This window comes from Streptomyces sp. NPDC001678 (assembly GCF_042892945.1).
Classification (GTDB): Bacteria; Actinomycetota; Actinomycetes; order Streptomycetales; family Streptomycetaceae; genus Streptomyces.
This window is the reverse complement of sequence record NZ_JBIAUP010000008.1, coordinates 70,426-96,025: the sequence shown is the minus strand read 5'-3', so window position 1 is coordinate 96,025 and position 25,600 is coordinate 70,426. Positions and strand designations below refer to the sequence as shown.

General features: G+C 72.6%; 23 protein-coding genes. 5 read left to right on the top strand and 18 right to left on the bottom strand.

Features of this window, described 5'->3' with window-relative positions:
- Positions 1 to 49 precede the first annotated feature (49 nt).
- The gene (gene treY / locus ACFYZR_RS18665) at positions 50 to 2,449 is read right to left on the bottom strand and encodes a malto-oligosyltrehalose synthase (protein WP_391911502.1); all 2,400 of its coding nucleotides are present in this window, start codon (positions 2,447 to 2,449) and stop codon (positions 50 to 52) included.
- Positions 2,450 to 2,572: 123 nt separating this feature from the next.
- Positions 2,573 to 4,720 (bottom strand): glycogen debranching protein GlgX, encoded by a 2,148-nt coding sequence (gene glgX, locus ACFYZR_RS18660; RefSeq protein ID WP_391911500.1) that lies wholly within the window; start codon positions 4,718 to 4,720, stop codon positions 2,573 to 2,575.
- 271 nt (positions 4,721 to 4,991) lie between these two features.
- Between glgX and ACFYZR_RS18655 the strand changes: the two genes are divergently transcribed.
- Both ACFYZR_RS18655 and ACFYZR_RS18650 read left to right on the top strand, forming a co-directional pair.
- The gene (locus ACFYZR_RS18655) at positions 4,992 to 6,242 is read left to right on the top strand and encodes an SAV2148 family HEPN domain-containing protein (RefSeq protein ID WP_391911868.1); all 1,251 of its coding nucleotides are present in this window, start codon (positions 4,992 to 4,994) and stop codon (positions 6,240 to 6,242) included.
- A gap of 107 nt (positions 6,243 to 6,349) precedes the next feature.
- Positions 6,350 to 7,099 carry an exonuclease domain-containing protein gene (locus tag ACFYZR_RS18650; RefSeq protein WP_391911498.1) on the top strand — a complete coding sequence of 250 codons (750 nt, stop codon included), beginning with the start codon at positions 6,350 to 6,352 and terminating at the stop codon, positions 7,097 to 7,099.
- Positions 7,100 to 7,136: 37 nt separating this feature from the next.
- Here the strand turns inward: ACFYZR_RS18650 and ACFYZR_RS18645 are convergent, their stop codons facing one another.
- Positions 7,137 to 7,451 (bottom strand): hypothetical protein, encoded by a 315-nt coding sequence (locus ACFYZR_RS18645; RefSeq protein ID WP_391911496.1) that lies wholly within the window; start codon positions 7,449 to 7,451, stop codon positions 7,137 to 7,139.
- A gap of 187 nt (positions 7,452 to 7,638) precedes the next feature.
- On the opposite strand from ACFYZR_RS18645, the gene ACFYZR_RS18640 reads away from it, so the two are divergent.
- Entirely contained in the window at positions 7,639 to 8,577 is a 939-nt protein-coding gene (locus ACFYZR_RS18640) for a zinc metalloprotease (protein WP_391911494.1), read from the top strand.
- Positions 8,578 to 8,607: 30 nt separating this feature from the next.
- On the opposite strand, the gene ACFYZR_RS18635 is transcribed toward ACFYZR_RS18640, so the two are convergent.
- On the bottom strand, positions 8,608 to 9,474 hold the full coding sequence (locus ACFYZR_RS18635; protein ID WP_391911492.1) for a phosphotransferase enzyme family protein: 867 nt from the start codon (positions 9,472 to 9,474) through the stop codon (positions 8,608 to 8,610).
- Positions 9,475 to 9,637: 163 nt separating this feature from the next.
- The gene (locus tag ACFYZR_RS18630) at positions 9,638 to 12,475 is read right to left on the bottom strand and encodes an NACHT domain-containing protein (RefSeq protein WP_391911490.1); all 2,838 of its coding nucleotides are present in this window, start codon (positions 12,473 to 12,475) and stop codon (positions 9,638 to 9,640) included.
- Between the two features lie 57 nt (positions 12,476 to 12,532).
- On the opposite strand from ACFYZR_RS18630, the gene ACFYZR_RS18625 reads away from it, so the two are divergent.
- Positions 12,533 to 12,661 (top strand): hypothetical protein, encoded by a 129-nt coding sequence (locus tag ACFYZR_RS18625; protein ID WP_391911488.1) that lies wholly within the window; start codon positions 12,533 to 12,535, stop codon positions 12,659 to 12,661.
- Here ACFYZR_RS18625 and ACFYZR_RS18620 read toward each other — a convergent pair.
- The 13 genes from ACFYZR_RS18620 to ACFYZR_RS18560 all read right to left on the bottom strand — a co-directional run bounded on the left by ACFYZR_RS18620 (position 12,651) and on the right by ACFYZR_RS18560 (position 24,032).
- Positions 12,651 to 13,400 carry a sirohydrochlorin chelatase gene (locus ACFYZR_RS18620; RefSeq protein ID WP_391911486.1) on the bottom strand — a complete coding sequence of 250 codons (750 nt, stop codon included), beginning with the start codon at positions 13,398 to 13,400 and terminating at the stop codon, positions 12,651 to 12,653. The genes ACFYZR_RS18625 and ACFYZR_RS18620 overlap by 11 nt on opposite strands.
- A 10-nt stretch (positions 13,401 to 13,410) precedes the next feature.
- Entirely contained in the window at positions 13,411 to 14,316 is a 906-nt protein-coding gene (locus tag ACFYZR_RS18615) for an ABC transporter permease (protein WP_391911484.1), read from the bottom strand.
- Positions 14,303 to 15,100 (bottom strand): ABC transporter ATP-binding protein, encoded by a 798-nt coding sequence (locus tag ACFYZR_RS18610; protein ID WP_391911482.1) that lies wholly within the window; start codon positions 15,098 to 15,100, stop codon positions 14,303 to 14,305. The genes ACFYZR_RS18615 and ACFYZR_RS18610 overlap by 14 nt, the downstream gene beginning before the upstream one ends.
- Before the next feature lie 55 nt (positions 15,101 to 15,155).
- Entirely contained in the window at positions 15,156 to 16,259 is a 1,104-nt protein-coding gene (locus ACFYZR_RS18605; RefSeq protein WP_391911480.1) for an aliphatic sulfonate ABC transporter substrate-binding protein, read from the bottom strand.
- Positions 16,260 to 16,427: 168 nt separating this feature from the next.
- Positions 16,428 to 17,762, bottom strand: a complete 1,335-nt coding sequence (locus ACFYZR_RS18600) for a sulfate adenylyltransferase subunit 1 (protein ID WP_391911478.1) — start codon at positions 17,760 to 17,762, stop codon at positions 16,428 to 16,430.
- Between the two features lie 2 nt (positions 17,763 to 17,764).
- The gene (cysD, locus tag ACFYZR_RS18595) at positions 17,765 to 18,679 is read right to left on the bottom strand and encodes a sulfate adenylyltransferase subunit CysD (RefSeq protein WP_391911476.1); all 915 of its coding nucleotides are present in this window, start codon (positions 18,677 to 18,679) and stop codon (positions 17,765 to 17,767) included.
- Positions 18,676 to 19,212: an adenylyl-sulfate kinase gene (gene cysC / locus ACFYZR_RS18590; protein WP_391911866.1), complete on the bottom strand. Its 537-nt coding sequence runs from the start codon at positions 19,210 to 19,212 to the stop codon at positions 18,676 to 18,678. Before cysC ends, cysD begins: the two co-directional genes overlap by 4 nt.
- Positions 19,213 to 19,268: 56 nt before the next feature.
- Positions 19,269 to 19,952 (bottom strand): phosphoadenylyl-sulfate reductase, encoded by a 684-nt coding sequence (locus tag ACFYZR_RS18585; protein ID WP_391911474.1) that lies wholly within the window; start codon positions 19,950 to 19,952, stop codon positions 19,269 to 19,271.
- A complete protein-coding gene (locus ACFYZR_RS18580; RefSeq protein ID WP_391911472.1) occupies positions 19,939 to 20,115 on the bottom strand; it encodes a hypothetical protein in 177 nt (58 codons plus the stop codon). The genes ACFYZR_RS18585 and ACFYZR_RS18580 overlap by 14 nt, the downstream gene beginning before the upstream one ends.
- Entirely contained in the window at positions 20,112 to 21,809 is a 1,698-nt protein-coding gene (locus tag ACFYZR_RS18575; RefSeq protein ID WP_391911470.1) for a nitrite/sulfite reductase, read from the bottom strand. Before ACFYZR_RS18575 ends, ACFYZR_RS18580 begins: the two co-directional genes overlap by 4 nt.
- Before the next feature lie 130 nt (positions 21,810 to 21,939).
- Positions 21,940 to 22,023 carry a putative leader peptide gene (locus tag ACFYZR_RS18570; RefSeq protein WP_309471194.1) on the bottom strand — a complete coding sequence of 28 codons (84 nt, stop codon included), beginning with the start codon at positions 22,021 to 22,023 and terminating at the stop codon, positions 21,940 to 21,942.
- A gap of 128 nt (positions 22,024 to 22,151) precedes the next feature.
- Entirely contained in the window at positions 22,152 to 22,748 is a 597-nt protein-coding gene (locus ACFYZR_RS18565; protein WP_391911468.1) for a GNAT family N-acetyltransferase, read from the bottom strand.
- 24 nt (positions 22,749 to 22,772) lie between these two features.
- Positions 22,773 to 24,032, bottom strand: coding sequence for a GAF domain-containing protein (locus tag ACFYZR_RS18560; protein WP_391911466.1), 1,260 nt, complete (start codon positions 24,030 to 24,032; stop codon positions 22,773 to 22,775).
- Between the two features lie 234 nt (positions 24,033 to 24,266).
- Here ACFYZR_RS18560 and ACFYZR_RS18555 point away from each other — a divergent pair, with 234 nt between their 5' ends.
- Entirely contained in the window at positions 24,267 to 25,454 is a 1,188-nt protein-coding gene (locus ACFYZR_RS18555; protein ID WP_391911464.1) for a YihY/virulence factor BrkB family protein, read from the top strand.
- Positions 25,455 to 25,600: the final 146 nt, after the last annotated feature.

Below are 25,600 nucleotides of genomic sequence, written 5' to 3'. Positions count from 1 at the left end.
CTTCCCGGACGGGCCGGCTTCAGCCCGTCCGGCGCTCGCGGGCCGGGCGTCAGGGACGGGCGACCAGCAACGCCACCGGCCCCGACCCCAGCAGCTCCGCCACCGTCACCCGCCCCCGCCACTCCCCACCCGTCAGCACATCCCGCCACGCGTGGCCGCCCGGCAGCTCCAGCACCGTCCCCCGCCAGCCCCCGGCATCGGCCAGCCGCCGCGCCAGCCGCGTCGCCACGGCGACGACCCCGCCCGCGCGGGCGAAGGCCACGGCGTGCCCCGCCGCCACCCCCTCCGCGTACAGCGGCACGTAGGACCCCTCCTCCCCGAACCACTCCGGGTGCTCGCGGCGCACCCCCAGCGCCGCCCGCGTCAGCCGCAGCTTCTCGGCGGAGAGGCCGTCCCCCGCTTCGCCGGATTCATCGGGTTCGTCAGGGAAGGGCGGCACCGACCGGTTGTCCGGGTCGACGAGCGCCCGGTACGCCCCCTCCGTTCCCATGTACACATCCGGCACCCCCGGCATCGTCAGATGCAGCAGCGCCGCCCCCAGCGTGTTGGCGCGGATCGCGACCCCGGCCTCCTCCTCGAACGCGGCCAGCGCCTCCCGGCCCGCCGCCCCGCACGGGCCGGTGGTGACGAACTCCTCCACCGCCGCCTCGTACGCCGCGTCCGGCTCCGTCCACGTCGTCAGCAGCGCGGCCTCCCGGGCGCTCTTCAGCACGGCGGGCACGAGCCGGGCGGCGTCGGGGTCGCCGAGCCCGAAGGCGTTCTGCCAGGCGGTCCACGCCAGATGGGGGTCCGGCGCGGGAGAGCCGGACCACAGCCGGTCCATCAGCCGGTCCATCAGCCGGGCCCAGCGCGCCGGGTGTTCGCTCAGCGCGGCGATCCGCGCCCGCGCGTCCGCGCTGCGCTTGGTGTCGTGGGTGGACAGCACGGTCCCGCCGTGGGGCCGGTCGCGCTGCGCGCGGGCGCAGAAGGCGTGGAACTCCTCCGGGGCGACCGCCGGCCGGTCGGGGGTGCCGCCCACCTCCGTCGCCGACAGCAGGGGCGCGTAGCGGTAGAAGGCGGTGTCCTCGACGGACTTGGCGCGCAGCGCCGACGCCGTCTGGGCGAAGCGCGCGCAGAAGTCCCGCTGGTCGGGGCCGTCGCCGAGACGGCCCAGGGCGGCGTCGCGGATCAGTTCGACGGCCCGGGCCTCGCCGGGCACGGCGAAGGCGGTACGGGCCCCCCGGGCGGCCTCGTCCAGCAGCGCGGCGTCCCCGGGCGCGGCGGGCCGGCCCGCCGTGGCGTACGGGCGGTAGACGGGCAGCCGGACGAGGATCTCGCACAGGGCGGTGCGCAGCGCCCAGGGGGCGTGGTCGCGCAGATGGTGGGAGGTCTCGCAGAGCCGGACGGCGGTGCGGACGAGCCGCTCGGCCTCGGCGGCCAGCTCGTGGCCGATGACCCGGTGGGCGGCGCGGCGCACGGTCGCGGGCCAGTCGCCGCCCCGGTCGGGCGGGCAGCCGGTGAAGGCGAGGTAGGCGGTGGTGAGTTCGCCGAGCCCGGCGGGGTCGGTGAAGAGGCCGTCGAGATGGCGCAGGGCGTCGTAGCCGGTGGTGCCGGCGACGGGCCAGTCGGCGGGCAGCCGTTCGTCCCCGGCGAGGATCTTCTCGACGACCGTCCACCGCCCGCCGGTGGCGTCGCGCAGCCGCCGCAGATAGCCGGGCGGGTCGGCGAGCCCGTCGGGGTGGTCGACGCGCAGCCCGTCGAGGACGCCTTCGCGCAGCAGGCGGAGGATCGTGGCGTGGGTGGCGGCGAAGACCTCCGGGTCCTCCACGCGCACCGCGATCAGCTCGGAGACGGTGAAGAAGCGCCGGTAGTTGAGCTCGGTGCGGGCCAGCCGCCACCAGGCGAGGCGGTACCACTGGGCGTCGAGCAGCTCGGGCAGCGGCAGCCGTTCGGTGCCGGGCCGCAGGGGGAGGGCGTGGTCGCCGTAGCGCAGTACGCCGTCGGCGGCGGCGAGGCGGGCCAGCTCGTCGCCGAGCGGGGCGGCGAGCACGGGCAGCAGCACCTTGCCGCCGTGCTCGGCCCAGTCGATGTCGAACCAGCGGGCGTACGGGGAGGCCGGGCCGTCGCGCAGCACGTGCCACAGGGGGCCGCCCGGGCGTCCGGCGGCGGGCAGGGCCATGTGGTTGGGCACGATGTCGGCGATCAGGCCCAGCCCGTGCGCGCGGGCGGTACGGGCCAGGGAGCGCAGCCCGTCCTCGCCGCCCAGCTCCGCCCGTACCGCCGTGTGGTCGACGACGTCGTAGCCGTGGGTGGAGCCCGGGACGGCCTCCAGGAGCGGGGAGAGGTGCAGATGCGACACGCCGAGCCGGGCGAGCCGGGGCACGGCCCGCTCAGCCGCCGCGAAGGGAAAGTCGGGCTGGAGCTGGAGCCGGTAGGTGGCGGTAGGAGGCTGACGGCTGTCGGGCTTCACAGGAACATACGTACCCACCACGGGGCCCCGTAAGGGGCGCGGGGCGGTGTCTGACATGCGGCTCCGCCGCGTGGGCGCGAGGAACCCCCACCGGCCCGCAGGTGACCGTACTCCCGGGGAACGCTAGGCCGGCCGCTGCAGCACCGCCAGACTGCGGTCCGTGAGTGTCAGCCGTTCCCCCGCCCGGACCTTAGGTCCGTCCGCCGCCACGCCCTCCGGGCGTGCCGTGTCGACGACGACCTGCCACTGCGCGCCGTGGTCGGCCGGGACGGTGAAGTCCAGCGGCCGGTCGTGCGCGTTGAACATCAGCAGGAAGGAGTCGTCGACCACAGGCTCGCCCCGCGGCCCGGGCTCGGAGATGGCGCCCCCGTTGAGGAAGACGGTCAGGGACCTGGCGTGGGCGACGTGCCAGTCGCCGTCCCGCATTTCCTCGCCTTCCGGGGTGAACCAGGCGATATCGGATAGATCGTCGTGGGTGCCCTGCACCGGACGGCCGTGGAAGAAGCGCCGGCGGCGGAAGACGGGGTGGTCGCGGCGGAGCCAGACCAGCGAGCGGGTGAAGCGCAGCATCCGCAGCGCCCGTGCCGTCGCCTCGTCCGGATCCTCCTCCGCCTCCTCCGGGCGGCCCGGCCAGCGCACCCAGGACAGCTCGCCGTCCTGGCAGTACGCGTTGTTGTTGCCCCGCTGGGTGCGGGCGAACTCGTCGCCGTGGCTGAGCATCGGCACGCCCTGCGACACCATCAGCGTGGCGATGAAATTGCGCATCTGCCGCTCGCGCAGGGCGAGGATCCCCGGGTCGTCGGTCGGCCCCTCGGTCCCGCAGTTCCAGGAGCGGTTGTGGCTCTCGCCGTCCCGGTTGTCCTCGCCGTTGGCCTCGTTGTGCTTGACGTCGTACGAGACGAGGTCGTGGAGGGTGAAGCCGTCGTGACAGGTGACGAAGTTGACGGAGGCCAGCGGGCGCCGGCTGTCGCCCTGGTAGAGGTCGGAGGAGCCGGTCAGCCGGGAGCCGAACTCCGCCAGGGTGGCCGGCTCGCCCCGCCACAGATCCCGCACGGTGTCCCGGAACTTTCCGTTCCACTCGGTCCACAGGGGCGGGAACTTGCCGACCTGATAGCCGCCCTCGCCCACGTCCCACGGCTCCGCGATCAGCTTCACCTGACTGACCACCGGATCCTGCTGCACCAGGTCGAAGAACGACGACAGCCGGTCCACCTCGTGGAACTGCCGTGCCAGCGTCGCCGCCAGGTCGAAGCGGAAGCCGTCCACGCGCATCTCGGTCACCCAGTAGCGCAGCGAGTCCATGATGAGCTGGAGGACGTGCGGACTTCGCATCAGCAGCGAATTGCCGGTGCCGGTGGTGTCCATGTAGTAGCGCGGATCGTCGGTCAGCCGGTAGTACGACGCGTTGTCCAGCCCCCGGAACGACAGCGTCGGCCCCAGACGGCTGCCCTCGGCCGTGTGGTTGTACACCACATCCAGAATCACCTCGATGCCCGCCGCGTGCAGCGCCCGCACCGCCGTCTTGAACTCCAGCACCTGCTGGCCCCGGTCGCCCCACGACGCGTACGTGTTGTGCGGCGCGAAGAAGCCGATGGTGTTGTAGCCCCAGTAGTTGACCAGACCCGAGTCCACCAGCCGGTGGTCGTGCACGAACTGATGGACCGGCATCAGCTCGATCGCCGTGACCCCCAGCTCCGTCAGATGCCCGATCACCGCCGGATGCGCCAGCGCCGCGTACGTGCCCCGGATCTCCTCCGGCAGCGCCGGGTGCAGCATCGTCAGGCCCTTCACATGGGCCTCATAGATGACCGTGCGGTGATACTCCGTCCGCGGTGGCCGGTCGTCCGCCCAGTCGAAGTACGGATTGACCACCACCGAAGTCATCATGTGCGGGGCCGAGTCCATGTCGTTGCGCTTCTCCGGCCGCCCGAAGTGATAGCCGTAGACCGCCTCCCCCCAGTCCACCGCGCCGCTCACGGCCTTCGCGTACGGGTCGAGCAGCAGCTTGGCGGAGTTGCAGCGCGGCCCCCGCTGCGGCTCGTACGGGCCGTGCGCCCGGAAGCCGTATCGCTGACCCGGCATCACACCCGGTAGATACGCGTGCCATACGAACGCGTCGGCCTCCCGCAGCTCCACCGCCGTCTCCGAGCCGTCCTCGTGCAGCAGGCACAACTCGATCCGTTCGGCGGCCTCCGAGAAGACCGCGAAATTGGTCCCGGCGCCGTCGTACGTGGCACCGAGGGGGTACGCCTGTCCCGGCCAGACCTGCATGCCCAGAAGTCTTCCACCCCGGGCCGCGCTTTCCGCAGATCTTCGGCAAAAGCCGGTCCGCCGCCCGCCCCGAGGGCTCCGCCGGGCGGGTGAACCACCCTTCCGGCTACTTCTGGCTATGAATCAGATCACGTCCGGCGTCCGGCTTTCGGACAACCGGCACGTCCGACGGCAGAGTTGGCCGAAGGCCCGCCGGACGCGGGTGCACCCCCTCCCGCCCGCACAGTAGTCTGCCTTGATCGTTGGGACGGGGGCGGAAGGCGGTGCGCAGGTGAGCTCGGGCGGGCTGGAGCTGCCCCCTGGGGACGGCTGTCCGGAAGAGGACTGCACGTCCGACACCCCTCCGGGCGTGGTCTCCCTGACCCGCCCGAGGGAGATCGGGGCGGAACTGGACTGGGGCGCCGACGCCTGGGGCGAGGTGCGCACACGCGCCCGCCGGGCGGGGCGCGCCTACATTTGGCTCAATCTGGTCGAGCAACGGCTCCGCGCCGTCGTCGCCGCCGTGCTGCGCCCGGTCTATGAACCGGTCCACGGCGACGAGGAATGGGTCGTCGCGGCCGCCGGCCCGGCCGGCCAGGAGTGGGTGCAGCGCGCCGTCGCCGTCCGCGAGGTCAGCCGCCGCAAGGGCTATCTGCTCGACCCGGCCGACGACAACGTCCTCAGCTTCCTCACCCTGCCCCAGCTGCGCGAGCTGGTCGTCCAGCACTGGCCGTGCTTCGAGCCCTACCTCGACGACCGGCGCGAGCTCGAACTCGTACTGGACGAGCTCGAGGTGGCCCGCAACGTCGTCTCCCGCAACCGGGCGCTCTCCCAGACCGTCCTCGCCCAGGCCGAACGCGCCTCGGCCCGGCTGCTGGACATCCTCGGCGGCGGCCACGGCGCGGGCACGCCCTCCGCCGACCGGCTGCCCATAGACGCCGTCGAGGACCTCGTCGGCGACCGCTACGCCGACGTCGTCGGCGTCCACTCCGACCGGGTGCGCCTCCAGCGCCAGCTCCCCGTCGAGGACCTCTTCGGCAGCGCCCGCCGCCTCGACGCCGTGGGCATAGGCCTGAACCTGCTCGTCCAGAACTACTCCGGGCGGCGCATGGTCCGTCTCGCCGAGGCCGGCTGCCGCACCCGGCTGCTCTTCCTCAACCCCGCCAGCAGCGCCGTGCGCCGCCGGGAGCGGGAACTGGGGATCAAGAAGGGCGAGATGAGCCGGTCCGTGGAGATGAACATCATGCACATGCGGCGGGTCCGCGACCGGCTGCGCGACACCGGCGGCTTCGAGATCCGCGTCTTCGACGAGACCCCCCGCTTCACCGCCTACCTGATCAACGGCGACGGCTCGGACGGCGTGGCCGTCGTCCAGTCCTATCTGCGCAAGGCCCGTGGCATGGAGTCGCCCGTGCTCGTCCTGCGCGGCGGCCACGGCCGGGGTGTGCTGCGGGAGGGCCGGCCCGACGCGGACGGCGGGCTCTTCGAGACCTACCGCGAGGAGTTCGAGGGCGTGTGGGAGGACTCCCGGCCGGTGTCGTAGCGGACTCCTCGTGGCGGACCTCTCCTTTCGGTCACGGACTCGTTGTCAGTGGGCCGTGCGACGCTGGGGACCAGACGGGGGAAGCACAACCGACAGGGGGGATCGCGATGGCCTGGCACGAGGAGCGTCTGGTCGGCTTCGATCTGGAGACGACGGGCACCGACCCGGCGACGGCCCGGATCGTCACCGCGGCGGTCGTGGAGACCAAGGGCGGCGAGGTCGTCGCGGGCCGGCTCTGGCTGGCCGACCCGGGCACGCCGATACCGGCCGAGACCACGGCGATCCACGGCATCACGACCGAGCAGGCCGCCGACTGCGGGCGGCCCGCGCGCGAGGTGGCGGAGGAGGTGGCCACCGCCCTGGCCGGCCACTGGTCGATGGGAGTGCCGGTCGTCGCGTACAACGCCGCCTTCGATCTGAGCCTGCTCTCGGCCGAGCTGGAGCGGTACGGCCTGCGGTCGCTGACCGAGCGGCTGACCGAGCAACTGGCTGAGGGCGGCGAGGACGGTGAGGGCGGCGCGGGTGCGCCGGCGGCCGTGGGCCCGGTCGTCGACCCCCTCACCATCGACCGTGCCGTCGACCGCTTCCGCAAGGGCCGGCGCACGCTGGCCGCCGCCTGCCGGGAGTACGGCGTCGTGCTCGACGGGGCGCACGAGGCGGGCGCGGACGCCCTGGCGGCCGTGCGCGTGGCCCGCGCGATAGCCGGGCGGTACGCGCACATCGCGGCGGCCGACCTGTGGGAGCTCCACCGCGACCAGGAGCGGTGGTACGGGGAGTGGGCGGCCGGATATCAGCAGTGGCTGCGGCGCCAGGGGAATCCGGAGGCGGTGGTGGACGGCACGTGGCCGCTGCGCTGAGCCGAACGGCTGCGCGCGGCGACGGGCACGGCGCCGGCTAGCCCCGTACCCTGAGCGCGCTCTCGTCGCAGGAGACGATCTCCAGCTCCCGCCCGGGCCGCCCGGCCTCGGGGAAGGAGATCGTCAGCCGGACGCCGTCCTTGGACTGCCAGACGCCCGGCACCGAGTCGGGGGCGTCACCGCGCCCGATGGGGTGATCGGTGAACGTTCCGTCGGCGGCGAACTCCATCCCTTCCCGCCCCCGCGAGGGCGGGAAGGGATGGTCGGCGGGCCGGTAGACGGTGATGTCGGCGGAGTCCTCTTCACGGGAGTGCGTCCAGTTCCGGAAGAGGGCCGGAGGCGGCTCGTTCATTCCTCAAATACCTCAGCAATTACCCGGATTCACCTGAATGGCGGGATCCGGAAGGTTGACATACGGTTGGAATTGAATTCCACGATATCCATCTCTTTTCACGTCCTACGGGTCTACCGTAGACGCCATCGGGCCCGACTCTCTCCCGTAACTCGCCGTGTTCCACGGCGGTCAGAGGAGGTGCAGCATGCCCGAGAACCGGCAGAACGCCACAGCCGAGAGGTCACCCGAGAGCCTGCTGTGCGGGACCATGGAAGTCCACCGCAGACTGCTCACCGAACACGCCCCGTACGCGCAGGCCCGTGCGGCCCTCGAGAACAAGGCCTTCGCCTATGAGAAGGGGCATGAGCGGACCACCCGTACCGGAGTGACCCGCATCCCGGTCGTCGTCCACGTCGTGCACCAGAACGGCGCGCAGAACATCGACGACGCCCAGATCGCCAGCCAGATCGAGGCCCTCAACCGGGACTACCGCAAGACCAATGCGGATGTCTCCGGCGTCCCGGCCGTCTGGAAGGCGCTGGCGGCCGACTGCAACATCGAATTCCATCTGGCCACCACCGACCCGTCCGGCGCGCCGACCAACGGCATCACCCGCACCCAGACCGCGACCGCGAGTTTCGGCACCGACGACGCCGTGAAGTCGACGGCGACCGGTGGCCAGGACCCCTGGCCCTCCGACCGCTATCTCAACCTGTGGTCCTGCGAGCTGGGCGGCGGGCTGCTCGGCTACGCACAGTTCCCCGGCGGACCGGCCGCCACCGACGGCGTGGTCATCCTCCACTCCGCGTTCGGCACCAGCGGGACCGCGACGGCACCCTTCGATCTGGGCCGCACCGCGACCCATGAAGTGGGCCACTGGCTGAATCTCTTCCACATCTGGGGCGACGACGGCACGGCCTGCAACGGCACCGACTTCGTGGCCGACACCCCCAACCAGGGCGGGCCCAACTTCGGCGCGCCGAAGTTCCCCCGCGTCACGTGCAACAACGCACCCGACGGCGACATGTTCATGAACTACATGGACTACGTCGACGACGTGGCCATGTTCATGTTCACGGAGGGCCAGCTGGCACGGATGAACGCCACCCTCGACGGACCGCGCTCCTCGTTCCTCGGCGCGTAGCCGGTTCTGTCCGGAACCGGTCAGAACCGGTCAGAAGGGGTACCAGCGCACCGCCGGGTCGTTCTCCCGCAGCGAGGCGACCCGGCGGCGGAACTCGGCGAGGGCGGCCGGATTGCCCGGCGCGTGCTGCGCGACCCAGGCGCAGCTCGCCGTCTCCCGGGCCCCGCGCAGCACGGCGCAGCCCTCCCACTCCCGGACGTCCCAGCCGTAGGTGTGGACGAAGGAGTGGTAGGCGTCCGGGTCCAGCCCGTACCGGTCCTTGCTGAGGGCCATCACCACCAGGTCGTGCTCCCGCAGGTCCGAGGCGAAGGTCTCCAGGTCGACGAGTACGGGCCCGTCCGGCCCGATGTGGACGTTGCGGGGGAGGGCGTCACCGTGGATCGCCCCCGGCGGCAGATGCGGGGTGAGGGCGGCGGCCGCGGCGGCGAATCCGTCGCGGCGCTCGCGCAGATAGTCGGCGTCGGCCGGGTCGATGGCCGTCCCGGCCAGCCGCAGCCACCGCTCGACGCCGCCCAGCAGATCACGCCGGGGCAGCCCGAACCCCGGGTCCGGCAGGACGTGTACCTGCCGGAGCAGGGCGGCCAGGTCGGCGGGACCGGCAGGGCGCTCGGCCGCCGGGAGCCGGTGCCAGAGCGTCACCGGATGCCCGTCGGCGACCAGCACCCCGGGCTCCGCCGCGCGCACGGCCGGCACCCCGGCCTCCGCGAGCCAGGCGGCGATCCGCAGCTCCCGGCCGGCGCGCTCCACGAGGGAGGCGTCCCGCCCCACCTTCGCGACGAGGCCGTCGGCGGCGAACACCGCGTTCTCGCCGAGGGCCAGCAGCTCGGCCTCGCCGGCCGGAAGCGGAGTGCCCGCCGCCGCGAGGACTTCCCGCGCCCGCTGTTCGGTGAATGCCACGCCGTTCCTTCCACTTCTCCGCCGTACAGGATGCCGTCAGTCTCTCCCATGCGGGGCGGTGTCCGGACACGCCGGAGTTCGGCCGATCACGTAACCCCTGGTACGGTCGCGTCCCATCGGCCGCCGTGCCCAACCCCCACGGGGCACGGCGGTCGTCCGGCGATCAGGAGCGGGGCCCGGGGACGAGGGTGACCCTGCCGGCCGGGAAGAGGTTCAGGCCGAGGACCGCCTCGGTCTCCTCGACGCGGACATGGAGCCGGTCGATGCCGGCGAGCGGCGTCAGGTCGACGTCCGTGGGGCCCAGCCGGCCATCGATCTCCAGCGACCGGAGGGCCGGGAAGACCTTGCCCACGGCTGTCAGGTCGATGGGGGCGGGCGAGGGATCCAAGAGTGTGAGTTCCCGGACCCGGGGGAAGGGCGGGCTCTCGATGAGCCGGGACATGTTCTGCCCGGTGATCCGCAGGTGCGTCAGGTGCGGCAGACGTGTGAGTTCCTCGCGATCCCTTTCGGGAAAGCTGGTGGCCTGGATGCTGAGGCGTTCCAGTCCGCCGAACGCGTCGATGCCCGTCAGGGACCGTGAGGCGTTGCGCTGCCACGCGTGGAGCTTCCGCAGCTTGGGCATGGCGGGGAGCGACGACGTGTGCGACCGGTGCACGGGAAGGTCGAGGTCCAGCTCGTCGAGCTCCGGGAGCTCCGACAGACGGCGCAGGTCGTGCGGGCGGGTGTCCCAGATCAGCAACTGGGTGAGCGGCAGTCCGGCGAGCGGCGACAAGTCGGCTATCTCCGGGCATTTCGACAGCCAGAGCCTCCGCAGTCCCGGCAGGCTCCGCAGGAAGGTCACGTCGGTCAGCCGGTGGTTGGCGGACAGCCTGATGGTCGTCAAACGGTCCGGATCGACCGCCCTCATGATGTCGTCCGCGGAGAGGTCCCCGACGAAGCAGATGTCCGACTTCTGAGGGAGCGCGGGCATCAGCTTCAGAGCGGTGGGGCTGTGCACCGTGATGGGACAGTCGGCGGGCAGCCGGCCGAGGATCTCCTCCGCGAACTCCTCGGTGTCGAACGAACCCCACCTCCCCGCGAGCACACCGTGGACACGTGGGCTGGGGCTGGCGCAGTACCGCTTGAGCAACGTCAGGGCGGCGTCCCCGCCCACCGCCGCCGCCGTGCGGACGACGGCCGCCGCCTCCGTGTCCGGCAGCCCCTCCGGCCGCCCCGGCAGGAGATCCAGGATGACCGACCCCACCGCGGCCAGCTCCAGCGCCTCGTCCGGCGTACGCGGCGGCAGCAAGGTCGCCGCCCGTTGCTCCACCGCCGCCCGGACCTCCGGGACCAGCTCGTCGGCCTGCTCCAGACAGGCCATGGCGAGCAGACGCAGTCGCGTCCGGTGGCCGGCATCCCGGTCGCCGCGTGTCGTCAGCCGGTTGAGCAGCGCCGCCCGTTCGGCGGGCCGGGCGTGGGCCACGGCCATCCGTACGACGTCCTCCCACTGGCCGTCGTGGGCGTTCTGCACCAGCAGGCCGAGGTCGTGTTCCTCCACGGCCGCCTTCGCGCCGAGGTAGTCCTGGAAGGTGCGGTGGACGAAGTCGAGGGTGTCCGCCGTCGGCCTGCGCAGCAGTCCGCAGCGCGAGACCAGGTGCGTGAGGACGCGCCGGGCGTCGCCCTGCTCGGCGACGGCCGGCATCGCCGGGAGGGCGCCCTCGATGACGGCCAGCGCGGTCTCCTCCTCCATCTCCGCCTGTTTGTTGCGAATGAGCCAGTACGCCAGCCGCTGCAGCAGCCGGACCGCCTCCTGCCGGCTCAGGGTGATCCCTTCCGGGGCCTCGACACCCCGCTCGTGGTCCCTGCGCCCCAGCAGCATGGCCAGCGCCGCCTCGTACAACTCCATCCGGCTCTGCGGGAGCCGGCTCCGGCGGTCACGGTGGAGCGCGCACATCAGGGCACACATCAGCGGGGTGGTCGCCAGCTGGGCCAGGGGCCGCTGGGCCCGCACCGCGTCCTTGAAGAGTTCTTCGAGGCCCGGGTCGGTGCCGGCCGCCGCGTGCCACCGCGTGGCGAAGACGAGGACGTCCTTCCGGGCCATCGGCCGTACGGTCAGTTCCGCGAACCCCGCCCCGCCGAGCCAGCGTTCCGGCACCGCCGTCGGCCGTGTGGTGACGACGAAGCAGGAGTGCGGATAGGCGGCGATCAGATCGTGGAGCCAGTCCTTCGTCTCCTCACGCCGCTGCGAAGGCACCTCGTCGATGCCGTCGATGAGCAGGAGTCCTCGCCCGCTCGTGAGGATCCGGTCCGCCCAGCCCGACGGCTGCGCGGTCGCGAGGGGGCTCCTGATGGCTTCCAGGAAGCGCTCCGGAGCGGGCAGGGCGCTCTTGAGGTCGAGCCTGCGCAAGGGGAGGAAGAAGGGTACGGATCCCCGCAGGTGGGGGAGGGCGCCGGACGGGTCGCGCCGCGCGGAGGTGACGGCCAGCCATTGCACGAGCGTGGTCTTGCCGCTGCCCGCGAGCCCACGGATCAGCGTCCGCCGCCGCCCCGCGAGGGCCTTCTCGGCGCGCTCGACCACGGCGAGAGCGTCGTCGCCGCTCCTGCTCGCCAGTTCCAGGCTGACGTAGGCGGGATCCAGCGGCCACCCCGCCGCATGCGGTCCCTGCGGGTCGAGCCCGACGATGGTGAGCTCGCCGTGCCGCTCGACCACGTACTGCCGGTAGCGCTCCTCGAACGCCGCGTCCTCCGCGCTGATCCGGAGGACCTCCGGAGCGACCTCCGCCGCCGCTCTGGCGTGCAGCGCCAGTAGCGGGCCCGGGTCGGCGCCGAGGGCCTTGGCGAGGGCCAGCACCGTGCCCTCCGCCGGTACCTTCCGCCCGTTCAGGGTCTGGCTGACGGTCGTGTGGCCCAGCCCCGCCCGCCGTTCCAGCGCCACATAGGTCAGCCCGCGCTCCAGCCGCAACCGGCGCAGGACCGTGCCCAGTTCGGCCAGTGCCCCGGACGCCCCCGCATCAGCACCCATGCGTTCATCTTCATACGCGTGAACGCCGGCGAACGGGAAATCGGAGAAGTTCAGCGCATGACTCTCGAACTGCTCGTCCTCATCGCGGCGTTCACCGCAGCCCTGCCGCGCACCGACACCACCCCCGCCGACCGCGCCGCCCTCCTCACCGCCCTCGTCAACGTCCTCACCCTGCTCACGCGGTAGCCGCCGCGACCGGAGAGGGCAGGGCCAAAACCTCCTCGTACCGCCGCAACACCAGCGCGGCCACCTCCGGAGCCGGGCCCAGGACGTCCGCGAGGAAGTCGGCCGCCCGCGCGCCCGTTGCGATGCGGTCCGGCAGCCGTCCCGGTGCCAGGACGTACGGCGCGACCGCCACGCGCCGTACGCCCTCGACGCGCCGCAGCGCGCGCACCGCGTCCTCCGTGCGGGGGAGGGAGGCGGAGGCGAACGCGGGTCGCACGGCACACCAACCACCCGTGTGCCGCCACTCCCGCGCGATTTCCGCGATCACCGCGATCGCCTCCGGGTCCGAGGAGCCCGCCGAGGCCAGGACGACCCCGGTCGAGCTCCGGTCGGCGTCGCGCACCCCGGCCTGCCGCAGCCGTCGTTCCAGCGCGCCCGTCAGCAGGGCCGACGGGCCGAGGACGGCCGCCTGCCGGACGGCCATCCCCGGCAGCCGGGCGGTCGCCCCGGCCAGCACGGCCGGAATGTCCGCCTTGGCGTGGAACGCCCGCGTCAGCAGCAGCGGAACCGCCACCACCTCCCGTACGCCCTCCGCCGCCAGCCGTTCCAGGACACGCGGTACGCCCGGCGCGCAGAAGTCCAGGAAGCCGACCTTCACGCGCAGCCCCGGCCGCCGCCCCGCGATCGCCCGCCGCAGGGCGGTGACCGTCGCCGCGTGCCGGGGGTCGCGGCTGCCGTGGGCGACGAGGAGCAGCACCACGGAAGCGCCCCTACCGCGTCGCCAGGCCGCGCGAGCGCAGCACCCTGCGCTCCAGCGGGCTGAAGACGATCAGGTCGATGGCGATGCCGACGAACAGGATGAGGGTGATGCCCAGCAGCACCCCCGGCATGTCGGAGTCGGTGCGGGCGTTCTCCAGGTACTGGCCCAGGCCCAGGCCCAGATCGGGCGAGGAGGCGATGAGCTCCGCCGCCATCAGCGATCGCCAGGAGAAGGCCCAGCCCTGCTTCAGCCCGGCCAGATATCCCGGCAGGGCCGCCGGCAGCAGTACGTGCCACGCCCCGCGCACGCCGGTCGCGCCCATTGTGCGGCCCGCCCGCAGATACAGCGGGGGCACCTGGTCGATGCCGGAGACCAGGCCGTTGGCGATGGACGGCACGGCGCCCAGCAGGATCACCGCGTACATCGCCGAGTCCGTGATGCCCAGCCAGATGACGGCCGCCGGCACCCAGGCCACCGACGGCAGGGACTGCAGCCCCGACAGGACCGGGCCCAGCGCCGCCCGTATCAGCGGCACCCTGGCCACCAGCAGCCCCAGGGGGGTGCCGATGGCGAGGGCGGCGAGGAAGCCGAGCAGACCGCGCGAGACGCTGGTCCAGACGATGCCGAAGAGCGTGCCCTCCAGCCACAGTCTGCGCAGCGCGCCCCAGACGGCCGAAGGGTCGGGGAGCTTGTAGTCGTCCGTGACGCCCGCCAGGACCAGCAGCTTCCAGACCACCAGCACCAGCACGACCGCGGTGACCGGCGGCAGCACCTTGCGCAGCAGCACCTCCCGCAGCGGCGTCCGCTTCACCGGCACCGTGTCGAGGGCGTCGAGCCCGGCCTCCAGACCGGCCAGGTCCCCTTCGGCGGCCGGGCCGGTCCCGGCCCGGGGCGGTCCGGTCTCAGTCCCTGCCATGGCGGCGGATCTCCCCCCGGAGCTCTTCGGTGATCTCGACCGACAGGTCCGCCACCGCCGCGTCCTCGATCCGGCGCGGCTGCGGGATGTCCACCATCCACTCCCGCACCACACGCCCCGGCCGGGACGACAGCAGCACCACCCGCTGGCCGAGCCGCACCGCCTCCCGGACGTTGTGGGTGACGAACAGCACCGACAGCGAGGTCTCCGACCAGATGCGCGTCAGCTCGTGGTGGAGCACGTCCCGGGTGATCGCGTCCAGCGCGGCGAACGGCTCGTCCATCAGCAGCACCCGGCTGTCCTGCGCCAGGGCCCGCGCCAGCGCGACCCGCTGCCGCATCCCGCCCGACAGCTCGTGCACCCGCTTGCCGTACGAGCCGCCCAGCCGGACGAGCTGGAGCAACCGCTCCGCCTCCGCCCGGCGTTCACCCTTCGGCACGCCGCGCAGCCGCAGGGCCAGTTCGATGTTGCGGCCCGCCGTCAGCCACGGGAACAGCGCGTGTTCCTGGAACATCAGCGCCGGGCGGCCGCCGGGCACCTCGATGGTGCCGGCGGACGGGCGGTCCAGACCGGCCACCAGGTTCAGCAGCGTCGACTTGCCGCAGCCCGAGGCGCCCAGCAGGCACACGAACTCCCCGGGGCGGACGTCGAGGGTGATGTCGTCAAGTACCGAACGGCCGCCGTAGCTCTTGTGTACGTGGTCGATCCGGACGGCCGTGGCCGGTGCCCGGCCCTCGCCGACGGCGGCCGTGGCGGACGTATTCGTGCTCAGTGCCGGTGCCATCCGGCCACCTCCTGGTCGGGGAGCGGGCATACGAGCCCCTACTGCCGCGTACACGTCACTGCCTGCCGAGCTGCGCCGCGCCGACCGTGGGCCTGCCCTCGGCCTTGAGGACCTTGTTGAGCAGGGTCAGGTCGTAGATGCCGGCCAGATCCGGCTTCTCCAGCAGCCCCGCCTTGACCGCGTGGTCCGCCTCGGCCTGGAGGGTGGTGGCCAGCGGGTCGTCCGTCGTCCTGATGGACTGCCACGCCGGGTCGAGGATCTCCGGCGGCAGTTCCTTGCCCGACAGCTTCCTCAGTGCCGCGTTGGCCGACGCCTTCGCCCGGTCGGGGTTCGCGGCGATCCAGGCGTTGGTCTTCACCGAGCCCCGCAGCACGGCCTCCACCACGTCCGGGTGGGCGTCGAGGAACTTCTTCGACACGATCACATTGGTGATGACGAACTTGCCGTCCGGCCAGAGGGTGCTCTCGTCCAGCAGCACCTTCCCGCCCTCCGACACCAGCTTGGAAGCCGTCGGCTCGGGCACCCAGGCGCCGTCCACGGAACCGGACTTGAAGGCGTCGGGCGTCACCTTGTTGTCCGTGCGGACGACCGAGACATCGCCCTTGCCGCTCTGCGGGTCGACCTTCCAGCCCTGCCCGGAGATCCAGTTGAGGAACGCCACGTCCTGGGTGTTGCCCTTCTGCGGGGTGGCGATCCGCTTGCCCTTGACGTCCTCCAGCGAGGGGATCTTCTTGGGGTCGACGACCAGCTTCACCCCGCCGGAGGCCGAACCCGCGATGATCCGCAGGTTCTCGCCCTTGGACTTCACATAGCCGTTGATGGCGGGCGAGGGGCCGATCCAGCCGATGTCGATGGAGCCCGCGTTGAGCGCCTCGATCTCCGACGGCCCGGCGTTGAAGGTGGTCGAGGCCAGCTTGGTGGCGCCCAGCTCCTTTTGGAGGATGCCCTCCTGCTCGCCGACCAGCGGCGTGGCATGGGTGATGTTGGGGAAGTAGCCGATCCGCACGGTGCCGGCGGAGAGCTTCGCGCCGGTGGCGGCCGCGGGGCCGGCGGTGGTGCCGGAGGCCTTCTGGGAACCGTAGCCGCAGGCGCCCAGGGCCAAGGCCAGCAGCGGCACGGCGACGAGCGCCGGCAGTGGCCGGCGAGCGGGGGATGACACGAGGGGGGTTCCTCTCGTTCAGCGATATGGGCGGTATCCAGGCTGGGGACGGACGTCAGCCCGCACATCGCCCCACGCCGCCCTGCCCGCTGCCGAGGGCACCGCTGCCTATGCGCCCGCCTTCCTTGTCGAACGTCGCGAAGACGTCCTGGACCCGGCCCGCCATGGCTAGAAGTCCCAGCCGTCGTCGTCGGCCGCCGCGAGCGACCCCCGAACGTCCGCCACGAACGCCGTCCCCGCCATGCCCGCCGTCAGCGTCGTGCCGTCTGCGGGGTCGATCAGCAGGAACGAGCCGGTGCGCCGGGAGTCGGCGTACGCGTCCAGCGCGAGCGGCTCGGCGGTGCGCAGGACGACCCGGCCGATGTCGTTGGCGGCCAGCTGGCCGGGGTTCGGGTGCTGGGTGAGGTCGTCGAGGGCCAGCCGCGACGGCACCGCCTTGACCAGCGCCTTGACCGTCCGCGTGGTGTGTTTGAGCAGCACCCGGTCGCCGGGGCGCAGCGGGCGGTCCGCCACGTGGCAGACGGTGGCTTCGACATCCTGGGTGGTGTCGGGCGTCGCGCCGGCGGGGGCGATGAGATCGCCGCGCGAGACGTCGAGGTCGTCGGCGAGCCGCAGGGTGACCGACTGCGGGGCCCAGGCCACGTCCACCGGTCCGGCCAGGCCGTCGATGGCGGTGATCGTGCTCGTACGCCCCGAGGGCAGGACCGTCACCGGCTCGCCGACGCGCAGCACGCCGGAGGCGACCTGGCCGGCGTAGCCGCGGTAGTCGGGGTGCGCGGCGGTCCGGGGGCGGATGACGTACTGGACGGGGAAGCGGGCGGGCTCGGCGGTGGGGTCGTCACCGACGGGCACGGTCTCCAGGTGCTCCAGCACGGTCGGGCCGCCGTACCAGTCCATGTGGGTGGACGGGGTCACCACGTTGTCGCCCGCGAGCGCCGAGATCGGGATCGCGGTGACCTCGGGCACCCCGAGCGAGGCGGCGTACGCGCCGAACTCCCCGGCGATCGCGGCGAAGGCGGATTCGGCGTAGCCCACGAGGTCCATCTTGTTGACGGCCAGCACCACGTGCGGGACGCGCAGCAGCGCGGCGACGGCCGCGTGGCGGCGGGTCTGCTCGACGACGCCGTTGCGGGCGTCGACCAGCACCACGGCGAGCTCGGCGGTGGAGGCACCGGTGACCATGTTGCGGGTGTACTGCACATGGCCGGGCGTGTCGGCCAGGACGAAACGGCGGCGGGCGGTGGCGAAGTAGCGGTGGGCGACGTCGATGGTGATGCCCTGCTCGCGCTCGGCGCGCAGCCCGTCGGTGAGCAGCGCCAGGTCGGGGGCGTCCTGGCCGCGGCCCAGCGACGCCCGTTCGACGGCCTCGAGCTGGTCGGCCAGGACCGACTTGGAGTCGTGGAGCAGGCGTCCGACGAGTGTGGACTTGCCGTCGTCGACGCTTCCGGCGGTGGCGAAGCGCAGCAGTGAGGTGGCCTGGTCGGTGGCGGTGTCGGTGCTCATGGCTAGAAGTACCCCTCGCGCTTGCGGTCCTCCATCGCGGCCTCGGACAGTTTGTCGTCGGCCCGGGTCGCACCCCGCTCGGTGAGCCGGGACGCCGCGATCTCGGCGATGACGCCGTGGATGGTGGCGGCGCCGGAGTCGACGGCGCCGGTGCAGGACATGTCGCCCACGGTGCGGTAGCGCACCAGGCGTCTCTCCACCCGCTCGCCGTCGCGGGGGCCTCCCCAGGCTCCGGGGGCCAGCCACATGCCGTCGCGGGGGAAGACCTCCCGCTCGTGGGCGTAGTAGATCGAGGGCAGTTCGATCTTCTCGCGGGCGATGTACTGCCAGACGTCCAGCTCGGTCCAGTTGGACAGCGGGAAGACCCGTACGTGTTCGCCGGGGGAGTGGCGGCCGTTGTAGAGCTGCCACAGCTCGGGGCGCTGCCGGCGCGGGTCCCAGCCGCCGAACTCGTCCCGCAGGGAGAACACCCGCTCCTTGGCCCGGGCCTTCTCCTCGTCGCGCCGCCCGCCGCCGAAGACCGCGTCGAAGCGGTTGCCGCTGATGGCGTCCAGCAGTGGGACCGTCTGGAGCGGGTTGCGGGTGCCGTCGGGGCGTTCGCGCAGCTCGCCCCGGTCGATGAAGTCCTGCACGGACGCCACGTGCAGTCGCAGGCCCAGCTCGGCGACCGTGCGGTCGCGGTAGGCGAGGACCTCGGGGAAGTTGTGCCCGGTGTCCACGTGCAGCAGCGGGAAGGGGACGGCCGCCGGGGCGAACGCCTTGAGGGCGAGGTGCAGCATGACGATGGAGTCCTTGCCGCCGGAGAACAGCAGCACCGGCCGTTCGAACTCGCCCGCGACCTCGCGGAAGACGTGCACCGCCTCGGACTCCAGCGCGTCCAGATGCGTCAGGGCGTACGGGCTGTCCGTAGTACTCACAACAGGCCCCTCTCCGTCAGCAACGCGTACAGCGCCGCCGCCGACTCCTCGACGCCCTGCTCGTGCGCGGGGATCCGCAGGTCCGGGTCGGCCGGCACCTCGTACGGGTCGTCGACGCCGGTCAGACCGGATATCTCACCCGCCGCCCGCTTGGCGTACAGGCCCTTCACGTCCCGGGCGGAGCACACGTCCACCGGAGTGGCCACATGGACCTCCACATAGCCCGTGCCGCTCGCCTGATGGCGCTTGCGCACCGCCTCCCGGGAGTCCGCGTAGGGCGCGATGACGGGCACGAGCACCGTCACACCGTGCGCGGCCAGCAGCCGGGCGACGAAGCCGATCCGCTGGACGTTGGTGTGCCGGTCCTCGCGGGAGAAGCCCAGGCCCGCCGAGAGGAACTCCCGGATCTCGTCGCCGTCCAGCACCTCCACCGGCCGGCCCTCGGCGCGCAGCCGGTCCGCGAGCGCACGGGCGATCGTCGTCTTGCCCGCGCTCGGCAGGCCGGTGAGCCACACGGTGGCGCCCACGCTCATGTTCCTCTCCAGCTCGTTCGGTAGCTCGTTGACCAGCTCGTTCGACAGGAGTTCCGTCATCCGTGCAGCCCGCATTCCGTCTTGCCCGTGCCCGCCCAGCGGCCGGCCCGGGCGTCCTCGCCCGCCGCCGTGCGCCGCGTGCAGGGCGCGCAGCCGACGGAGGTGTAGCCGTCCGTCAGCAGCGGGTTGACGAGCACGCCGTGCTCGGCGATGTAGGCGGCCACGTCCGTCTCGGTCCAGCGGGCGATCGGGGAGACCTTGACCTTGCCGCGCCGGGCGTCCCAGCCCACGACCGGGGTGCCGGCCCGGGTCGGGGACTCGTCGCGGCGCAGGCCGGTCGCCCAGGCGTCGTACGCGGCCAGGCCCTCCGCCAGCGGCTCGACCTTCCGCATCCGGCAGCACAGGTCCGGGTCGCGCTCGTACAGCCGCGGCCCGAACTCCGCGTCCTGCTCGGCGACGTCGCGACGCGGGGTGAGCGTCAGGACGTGGACGTCCATGACGGCCTCGACCGCGTCGCGGGTGCCGATGGTCTCCGGGAAGTGGTAACCGGTGTCCAGGAAGATCACGTCGACGCCGGGGCGGACGCGCGAGGCGAGGTGGGCGACGACGGCGTCCGCCATGGAGGCGGTGACGCAGAAGCGCTCGCCGAAGGTGTCGGTGGCCCAGCGCAGGATCTCCAGGGCGGGCGCGTCCTCCAGCTCCCGGCCCGCCTCGTCGGCGAGCCGCTCAAGGTCGTTCATCGGGCCGCCCCTTGACCAGGCCCCGGGCCAGGAGCCCGAGGAAGGAGAGCTTGAAGGCGCGGTTGCAGGCGCCGCACTCCCAGGCGCCATGACCCTGCTCACCGGGCCGCAGGTCCTCGTCCCCGCAGTAGGGGCAGTAAAAGGGGGCGGCGCGTTCGCTCATGAGAGGGCCTCCTCGTCAGCCCTGGTCACCCACTGGGCGAACCGTTCCCCCTCGGTTCTCTCCGCCTGGAAGCGCCGCAGGACACGCTCCACGTAGTCCGGGAGCTCCGCCGAAGTGACCTTCAGGCCGCGCACCTTGCGGCCGAACCCGGCCTCCAGGCCCAGCGCCCCGCCCAGGTGCACCTGGAAGCCCTCGACCTGCTCGCCCCGCTCGTCGGTGACCAACTGGCCCTTGAGACCGATGTCCGCCACCTGGATACGGGCACAGGCGTTGGGGCAGCCGTTGATGTTGATCGTGACGGGCTCGTCGAAGTCCGGCAGCCTGCGCTCGAGTTCGTCGATGAGCGAGGAGCCGCGCGCCTTGGTCTCCACGATCGCGAGCTTGCAGAACTCGATGCCCGTGCAGGCCATCGTGCCGCGCCGGAACGGTGAGGGCGCGACCCGCAGGTCCAGCGCCTCCAGACCCGCCACCAGCGAGGAGACCTGCTCCTGCGGCACGTCCAGCACGATCATCTTCTGCTCGGCGGTGGTGCGGACCCGGCCCGAGCCGTGCCGCTCGGCCAGCTCCGCGACCTTGGTGAGCGTGGTGCCGTCGACCCGCCCGACGCGCGGGGCGAAGCCGACGTAGCAGCGGCCGTCCCGCTGCCGGTGCACCCCGACGTGGTCCCGCCAGCGGTCCACGGGCTGCTCGGGGGCCGGGCCGTCGACGAGCCGGCGGCCGAGGTACTTGTCCTCCAGCACCTGGCGAAACCGTTCGGCACCCCAGTCGGCGACGAGGAACTTCAGCCGGGCCCGGTTGCGCAGCCGCCGGTAGCCGTAGTCGCGGAAGACGCCGATGACGGCGCCGTAGACGTCCGCCACCTCCTCCAGCGGCACCCACGCGCCGAGCCGGACGCCGATCCGGGGGTTGGTGGACAGCCCGCCGCCCACCCACAGGTCGAAGCCCGGGCCGTGCTCGGGGTGGCGGACGCCGACGAACGCGACGTCGTTGATCTCGTGGGCGACGTCCAGCAGCGGGGAGCCGGAGACGGCCGACTTGAACTTCCGGGGCAGATTGGAGAAGTCGGGGTTGCCGATGAAGCGGCGGTGTATTTCCTCGACGGCCGGGGTGCCGTCGAGGATCTCGTCCTCGGCGATACCGGCCACGGGCGAACCCAGGATCACCCGGGGCGTGTCCCCGCAGGCCTCCGTGGTGGACAGGCCGACGGCCTCCAGCCGCCGCCAGATCTCCGGCACGTCCTCGATCCGGATCCAGTGGTACTGGATGTTCTGCCGGTCGGTGATGTCGGCGGTGCCCCGGGCGAACTCCTGGGAGACCTCGCCGATGACGCGCAGCTGCGCGGTGGTCAGCCGGCCGCCGTCGATGCGCACCCGCAGCATGAAGAACTCGTCGTCCAGCTCCTCCGGGGGCAGGACGGCCGTGCGGCCGCCGTCGATGCCGGGCTTGCGCTGGGTGTAGAGGCCCCACCAGCGCATCCGGCCACGGAGATCGCTGGGGTCGATGGAGTCGAAGCCGGTCTTGGAGTAGATCGTCTCAATGCGTGTCCGCACATTGAGACCGTCGTCGTCCTTCTTGAACTGCTCGTTGGCGTTCAGCGGGGTGAAGTGACCGACGGCCCACTGGCCTTCGCCTCGGTGGCGGCCGGACTTGCGCCGCGCCGGGGCGGCGGGGGAGCGGGAAGGGGTGTCAGCCATGGGGAAATGTCCTTAAGATCCGCATGCGTCCCCGGCGGAGGTGCCGGGCGCGGCATACGAAGGGGAGGCAGGAGCCACCTCGTCGGCACGACGGTGCCGGCGGAGGGGAGGAACGGTGGTGCTGTGACTGTCAGCCCGCCGGACAGATGGCGCTGGACATGCGGCCGAGGTCGACGTGACGCCGACTCACCAAGGCGATTCCAGCTCGGGACATGACGGCAGCGTGGCACGGCAGTCTTCGGCCAGTCCACTGTTGTCCGAATAGCAAGATGGACCATTCCGGAATGTGGAATGGCCCATGGTGCTCGCGGGCGCCGCCCGCCGTCGCCCCGGCCGGTGCGGCTACGCCGCCTCAGCCGGATAGGCGCCGGGCCAGGGGCCCGGAGCGGGCACCTCCGGCTCTTCGGTCACCTTGGTGTCGAACACCCGGAAGCCGCGCCGCTCGTAATTGCCGAGCGCGTGCGGTCCGTCCAGGCTGCACGTGTGCAGCCACACCCGCTTCGTGGGCTCCCGCTCCGGCCACCGCTCGGCCAGGTCCCAGGCCCGCGCGGTCCCGACGCTCAGCAGGTGCCCGCCGATCCGCCGCCCCCGGAACCCCGGGATCAGCCCGAAGTAGGCGATCTCGACGGCCCCCTCCGGCTGGGGGTCCAGCTCCACGTACCCGGCCGGCGTACCGTGCTCGTACGCCACCCAGGTCTCCGTCCCCGGCCGCTCCAGAAAGGCCGCCCACCGGTCGTACGGCCAGCTCAGCCGGTCCGTCCAGGTGATGTCCCCGCCCACGGCCGTGTACAGGAAACGGCTGAACTCCGGGCAGGGCACGGCCGCCCGTTCGATCCGGATGCCGGACGAAGCGTCCGGAACGCGAGCCGGGACGAGATCGGTGGGTGAGGTCTGCTCCAGCGACCAGGTGGTCACGGTCGTCGTCGTGCTGTCGCTCATGGCCGAAACCTCATCACACCCCTGTCAGCACTCCACGGGCAGCCCCCGGCGCGCCGCCAGCACCAGCGGTGCCGTCGAGGCGGGCAGCAGGTCCTCGGGGGCCTCCGGCTCCAGCAGATGCACCTCCAGCCCGTCGGTGAAGCGGTACGGGCGGTGGCTGAGCACCCCCGCCAGGGTGCGCCGCAGCCGGGAGAGCTCCGCCCGCACCGTCACCGTGCGCGAGGCGTCGCCGAAGAGGTCCGCCGCCAGCTGGGCTGCCGTCCGCCCCGCCCGGTGGCGGGCCAGCACGTACAACAGCTCGGCGTGGCGCGGGCTGAGGTCGTGCGACCACTGGCCCGCCGCCCCGGCGACGCTCACCGTCCACGTGCGCGGCTGCCGCAGGTCCAGCACCAGCCGCGCGGGCGGCGCCTCCTCGTCCGCGCTCCGGTCCAGCCGGACCAGCCAGCCGTCCGGCAGCGGTTCCAGCGTGCACGGCCCCAGGGACGGCAGCCACACCCGGCCCGCGGCCGCCTCCCGGGGCAGCACCACCCGGCTCACCGGCGCCATCCCCGTCACGGCCGCCGTCCAGCCGTCGCGGTCCACCGCCAGCGCCCGGCCGCCCAGCCGGGCCAGCATCGGCGCCGCGACCGTGCGCAGCCGGTCCACCGACTCCCAGTGCCGGGCACGCAGCTCCGCCTCCGACACCTTGGCCACGGCCGTCACCAGGGCCAGCGTCGTCGGATTGAAGGCGGGCACGGGCCCCGACACGTTCAGCACGCCCAGCAGCCGCCCGTCGCGCGGGTCGTGCAGCGGCGCCGCCGCGCACGTCCAGGCGTGGTGCGTGCGCACGAAGTGCTCGGCCGAATGGACCTGCACCGGCCGGCGCTCCACCAGCGCCAGCCCGATGCCATTGGTGCCCACCCGCTCCTCGGTCCAGGACGCGCCCACCTCGAAGCCCAGCCGGTCCGCGCTCCGGCGCACCCCGGGGCCGCCCTCGCGCCACAGCACCCGGCCCTCGGCGTCCGAGACCACGATCAGATGCCGCACGGCGTCCACCGCCTCGCGCAGCCCCTCCCGCACCTGCGGCAGCAGCCCGCCCAGCGGGGAGCTCCGGCGCAGGTGCTCCACCTCCGCCGCCGAGATCAGGGCGACGGGCCCGCCGGTGTCGGGGTCGAGGCCGTGGCGGCGCACGCGGTGCCACGACTCGCCGATCACCGGACGCGGTCGCACGGGCGACTCCACGCCGCCGAGGGCGGCCTCCCGGATGGCGGGCAGCAGTCCCGCGTCGATCGGTATGCGCTTCACGCTGCAATGGTGCCGCCGTGAGCCGCTCCGCGCCGGGTCATCCGCGATATTGCAACGCCTTGCAACCATTGCGAACGCACCCGCCCCGGGCGGAAGGTGAAGGGGAGCGGCCGGAGGGTGGTGCCGAGTCGGCGCAGCATCACCCTCCGCGGCCTCCCACCTGCAACGGTTCCGCCGGGCCCGCTGCCCGGCCGCAGGATGAACCGACCCGCCCGCGGCGGATACGGTTAGGTCGTGCAGGCAGCAAAAGAACATTCGGGCCGGGAGGTCGGCCGGCTCCGCAGGGCAAGGGCTCTGTACCGAAATGTCTCCAAACGCAGGATGGCGTGGCTGCTCCTGAAGGACACCGTCAACTCCTGCATGGAGTACCGCGTCACGGGACTGGCCGCCGAAGCCGCCTTCTTCACCCTGCTGTCACTGCCCCCGCTGCTCCTCGCCCTCCTCGGGCTGCTGCGCTACCTGGACGACTGGACGGGCACCCGCACCATCCTCGGCATCCAGGAGAGCATCCTCACCGTGTCCTCCGCCGTCCTGTCGGACAAGGGCACCAAGGAGATCGCCGAGCCGCTGGTCCGGGACGTCCTCAAGCTGGGCAGCCCGGACATCATCTCCGTCGGCTTCGCCATCGCCCTGTGGTCCGGCTCCCGGGCCGTGAACGTCTTCGTGGACACCATCACGATCATGTACGGGCTGGAGGGCAAGCGCGGCATCGTCAGGACCCGGCTGCTGGCCTTCGTCCTCTATGTCGTCGCCCTCGTCGTCGGGGCGGTGGCGCTGCCGCTGATGGTGGCCGGGCCGGAGACGGTGGTGAACGTCGTGCCCTGGAGCGCGGACGTCGTCCGCTTCCTCTACTGGCCCGTCGTCACCCTCCTGTCCATCGCCTTCCTCACCACGCTCTACCACGTGTCCGTCCCCGTGCGCTCCCCCTGGGCGGAGGACATCCCCGGCGCCTTCGTCGCCCTCACCATGTGGGTCCTCGGCAGCCTCCTGCTGCGCGTCTACCTCACCCACACCGTCGAGGGCGTCACCATCTACAGCTCGCTGGCCGCGCCCGTCGCGGTGCTCCTGTGGATCGGCGTCTCCGCCTTCGCGGTGCTCGTCGGCGCCGCCGTGAACGCCGCGATCGACCGGGTCTGGCCCTCCGTCACCACCGCCGCCGCCCGCGCCGAGGTCGACCGGCAGCGCGAGGCCGCCGCCGCCCGCGCGGCCGCCGAGCGGGCCGCCCGGGCGCTGGTCCACGAGATCGACGACGACCCCTGGGAGCCCGAGGAGGGCGTCATCGGCCAGGACCGGGAACCCCCCTCGGAATTCCCCGAGCGCTGGGCCCAGTTCCTGCCCCCCGAGGACGTCCGCTCCCGGCTCCACAAACCGGACCACCCGCCCAAGCACGCCAAACCGAACAACAAGCGCGATCAGGGGTGATCGCCGAACGCAGACGGGCCGCGAGAAAACCACTCGCGGCCCGTCTGCGTTCGCGCCTACGATCGCTCGCGTCCGGACGGAACCGCTCGGACGGAACCGCTCCACAGGAGGTGAGCACGCGATGACTGTCGTCGCCACGGGCCGTG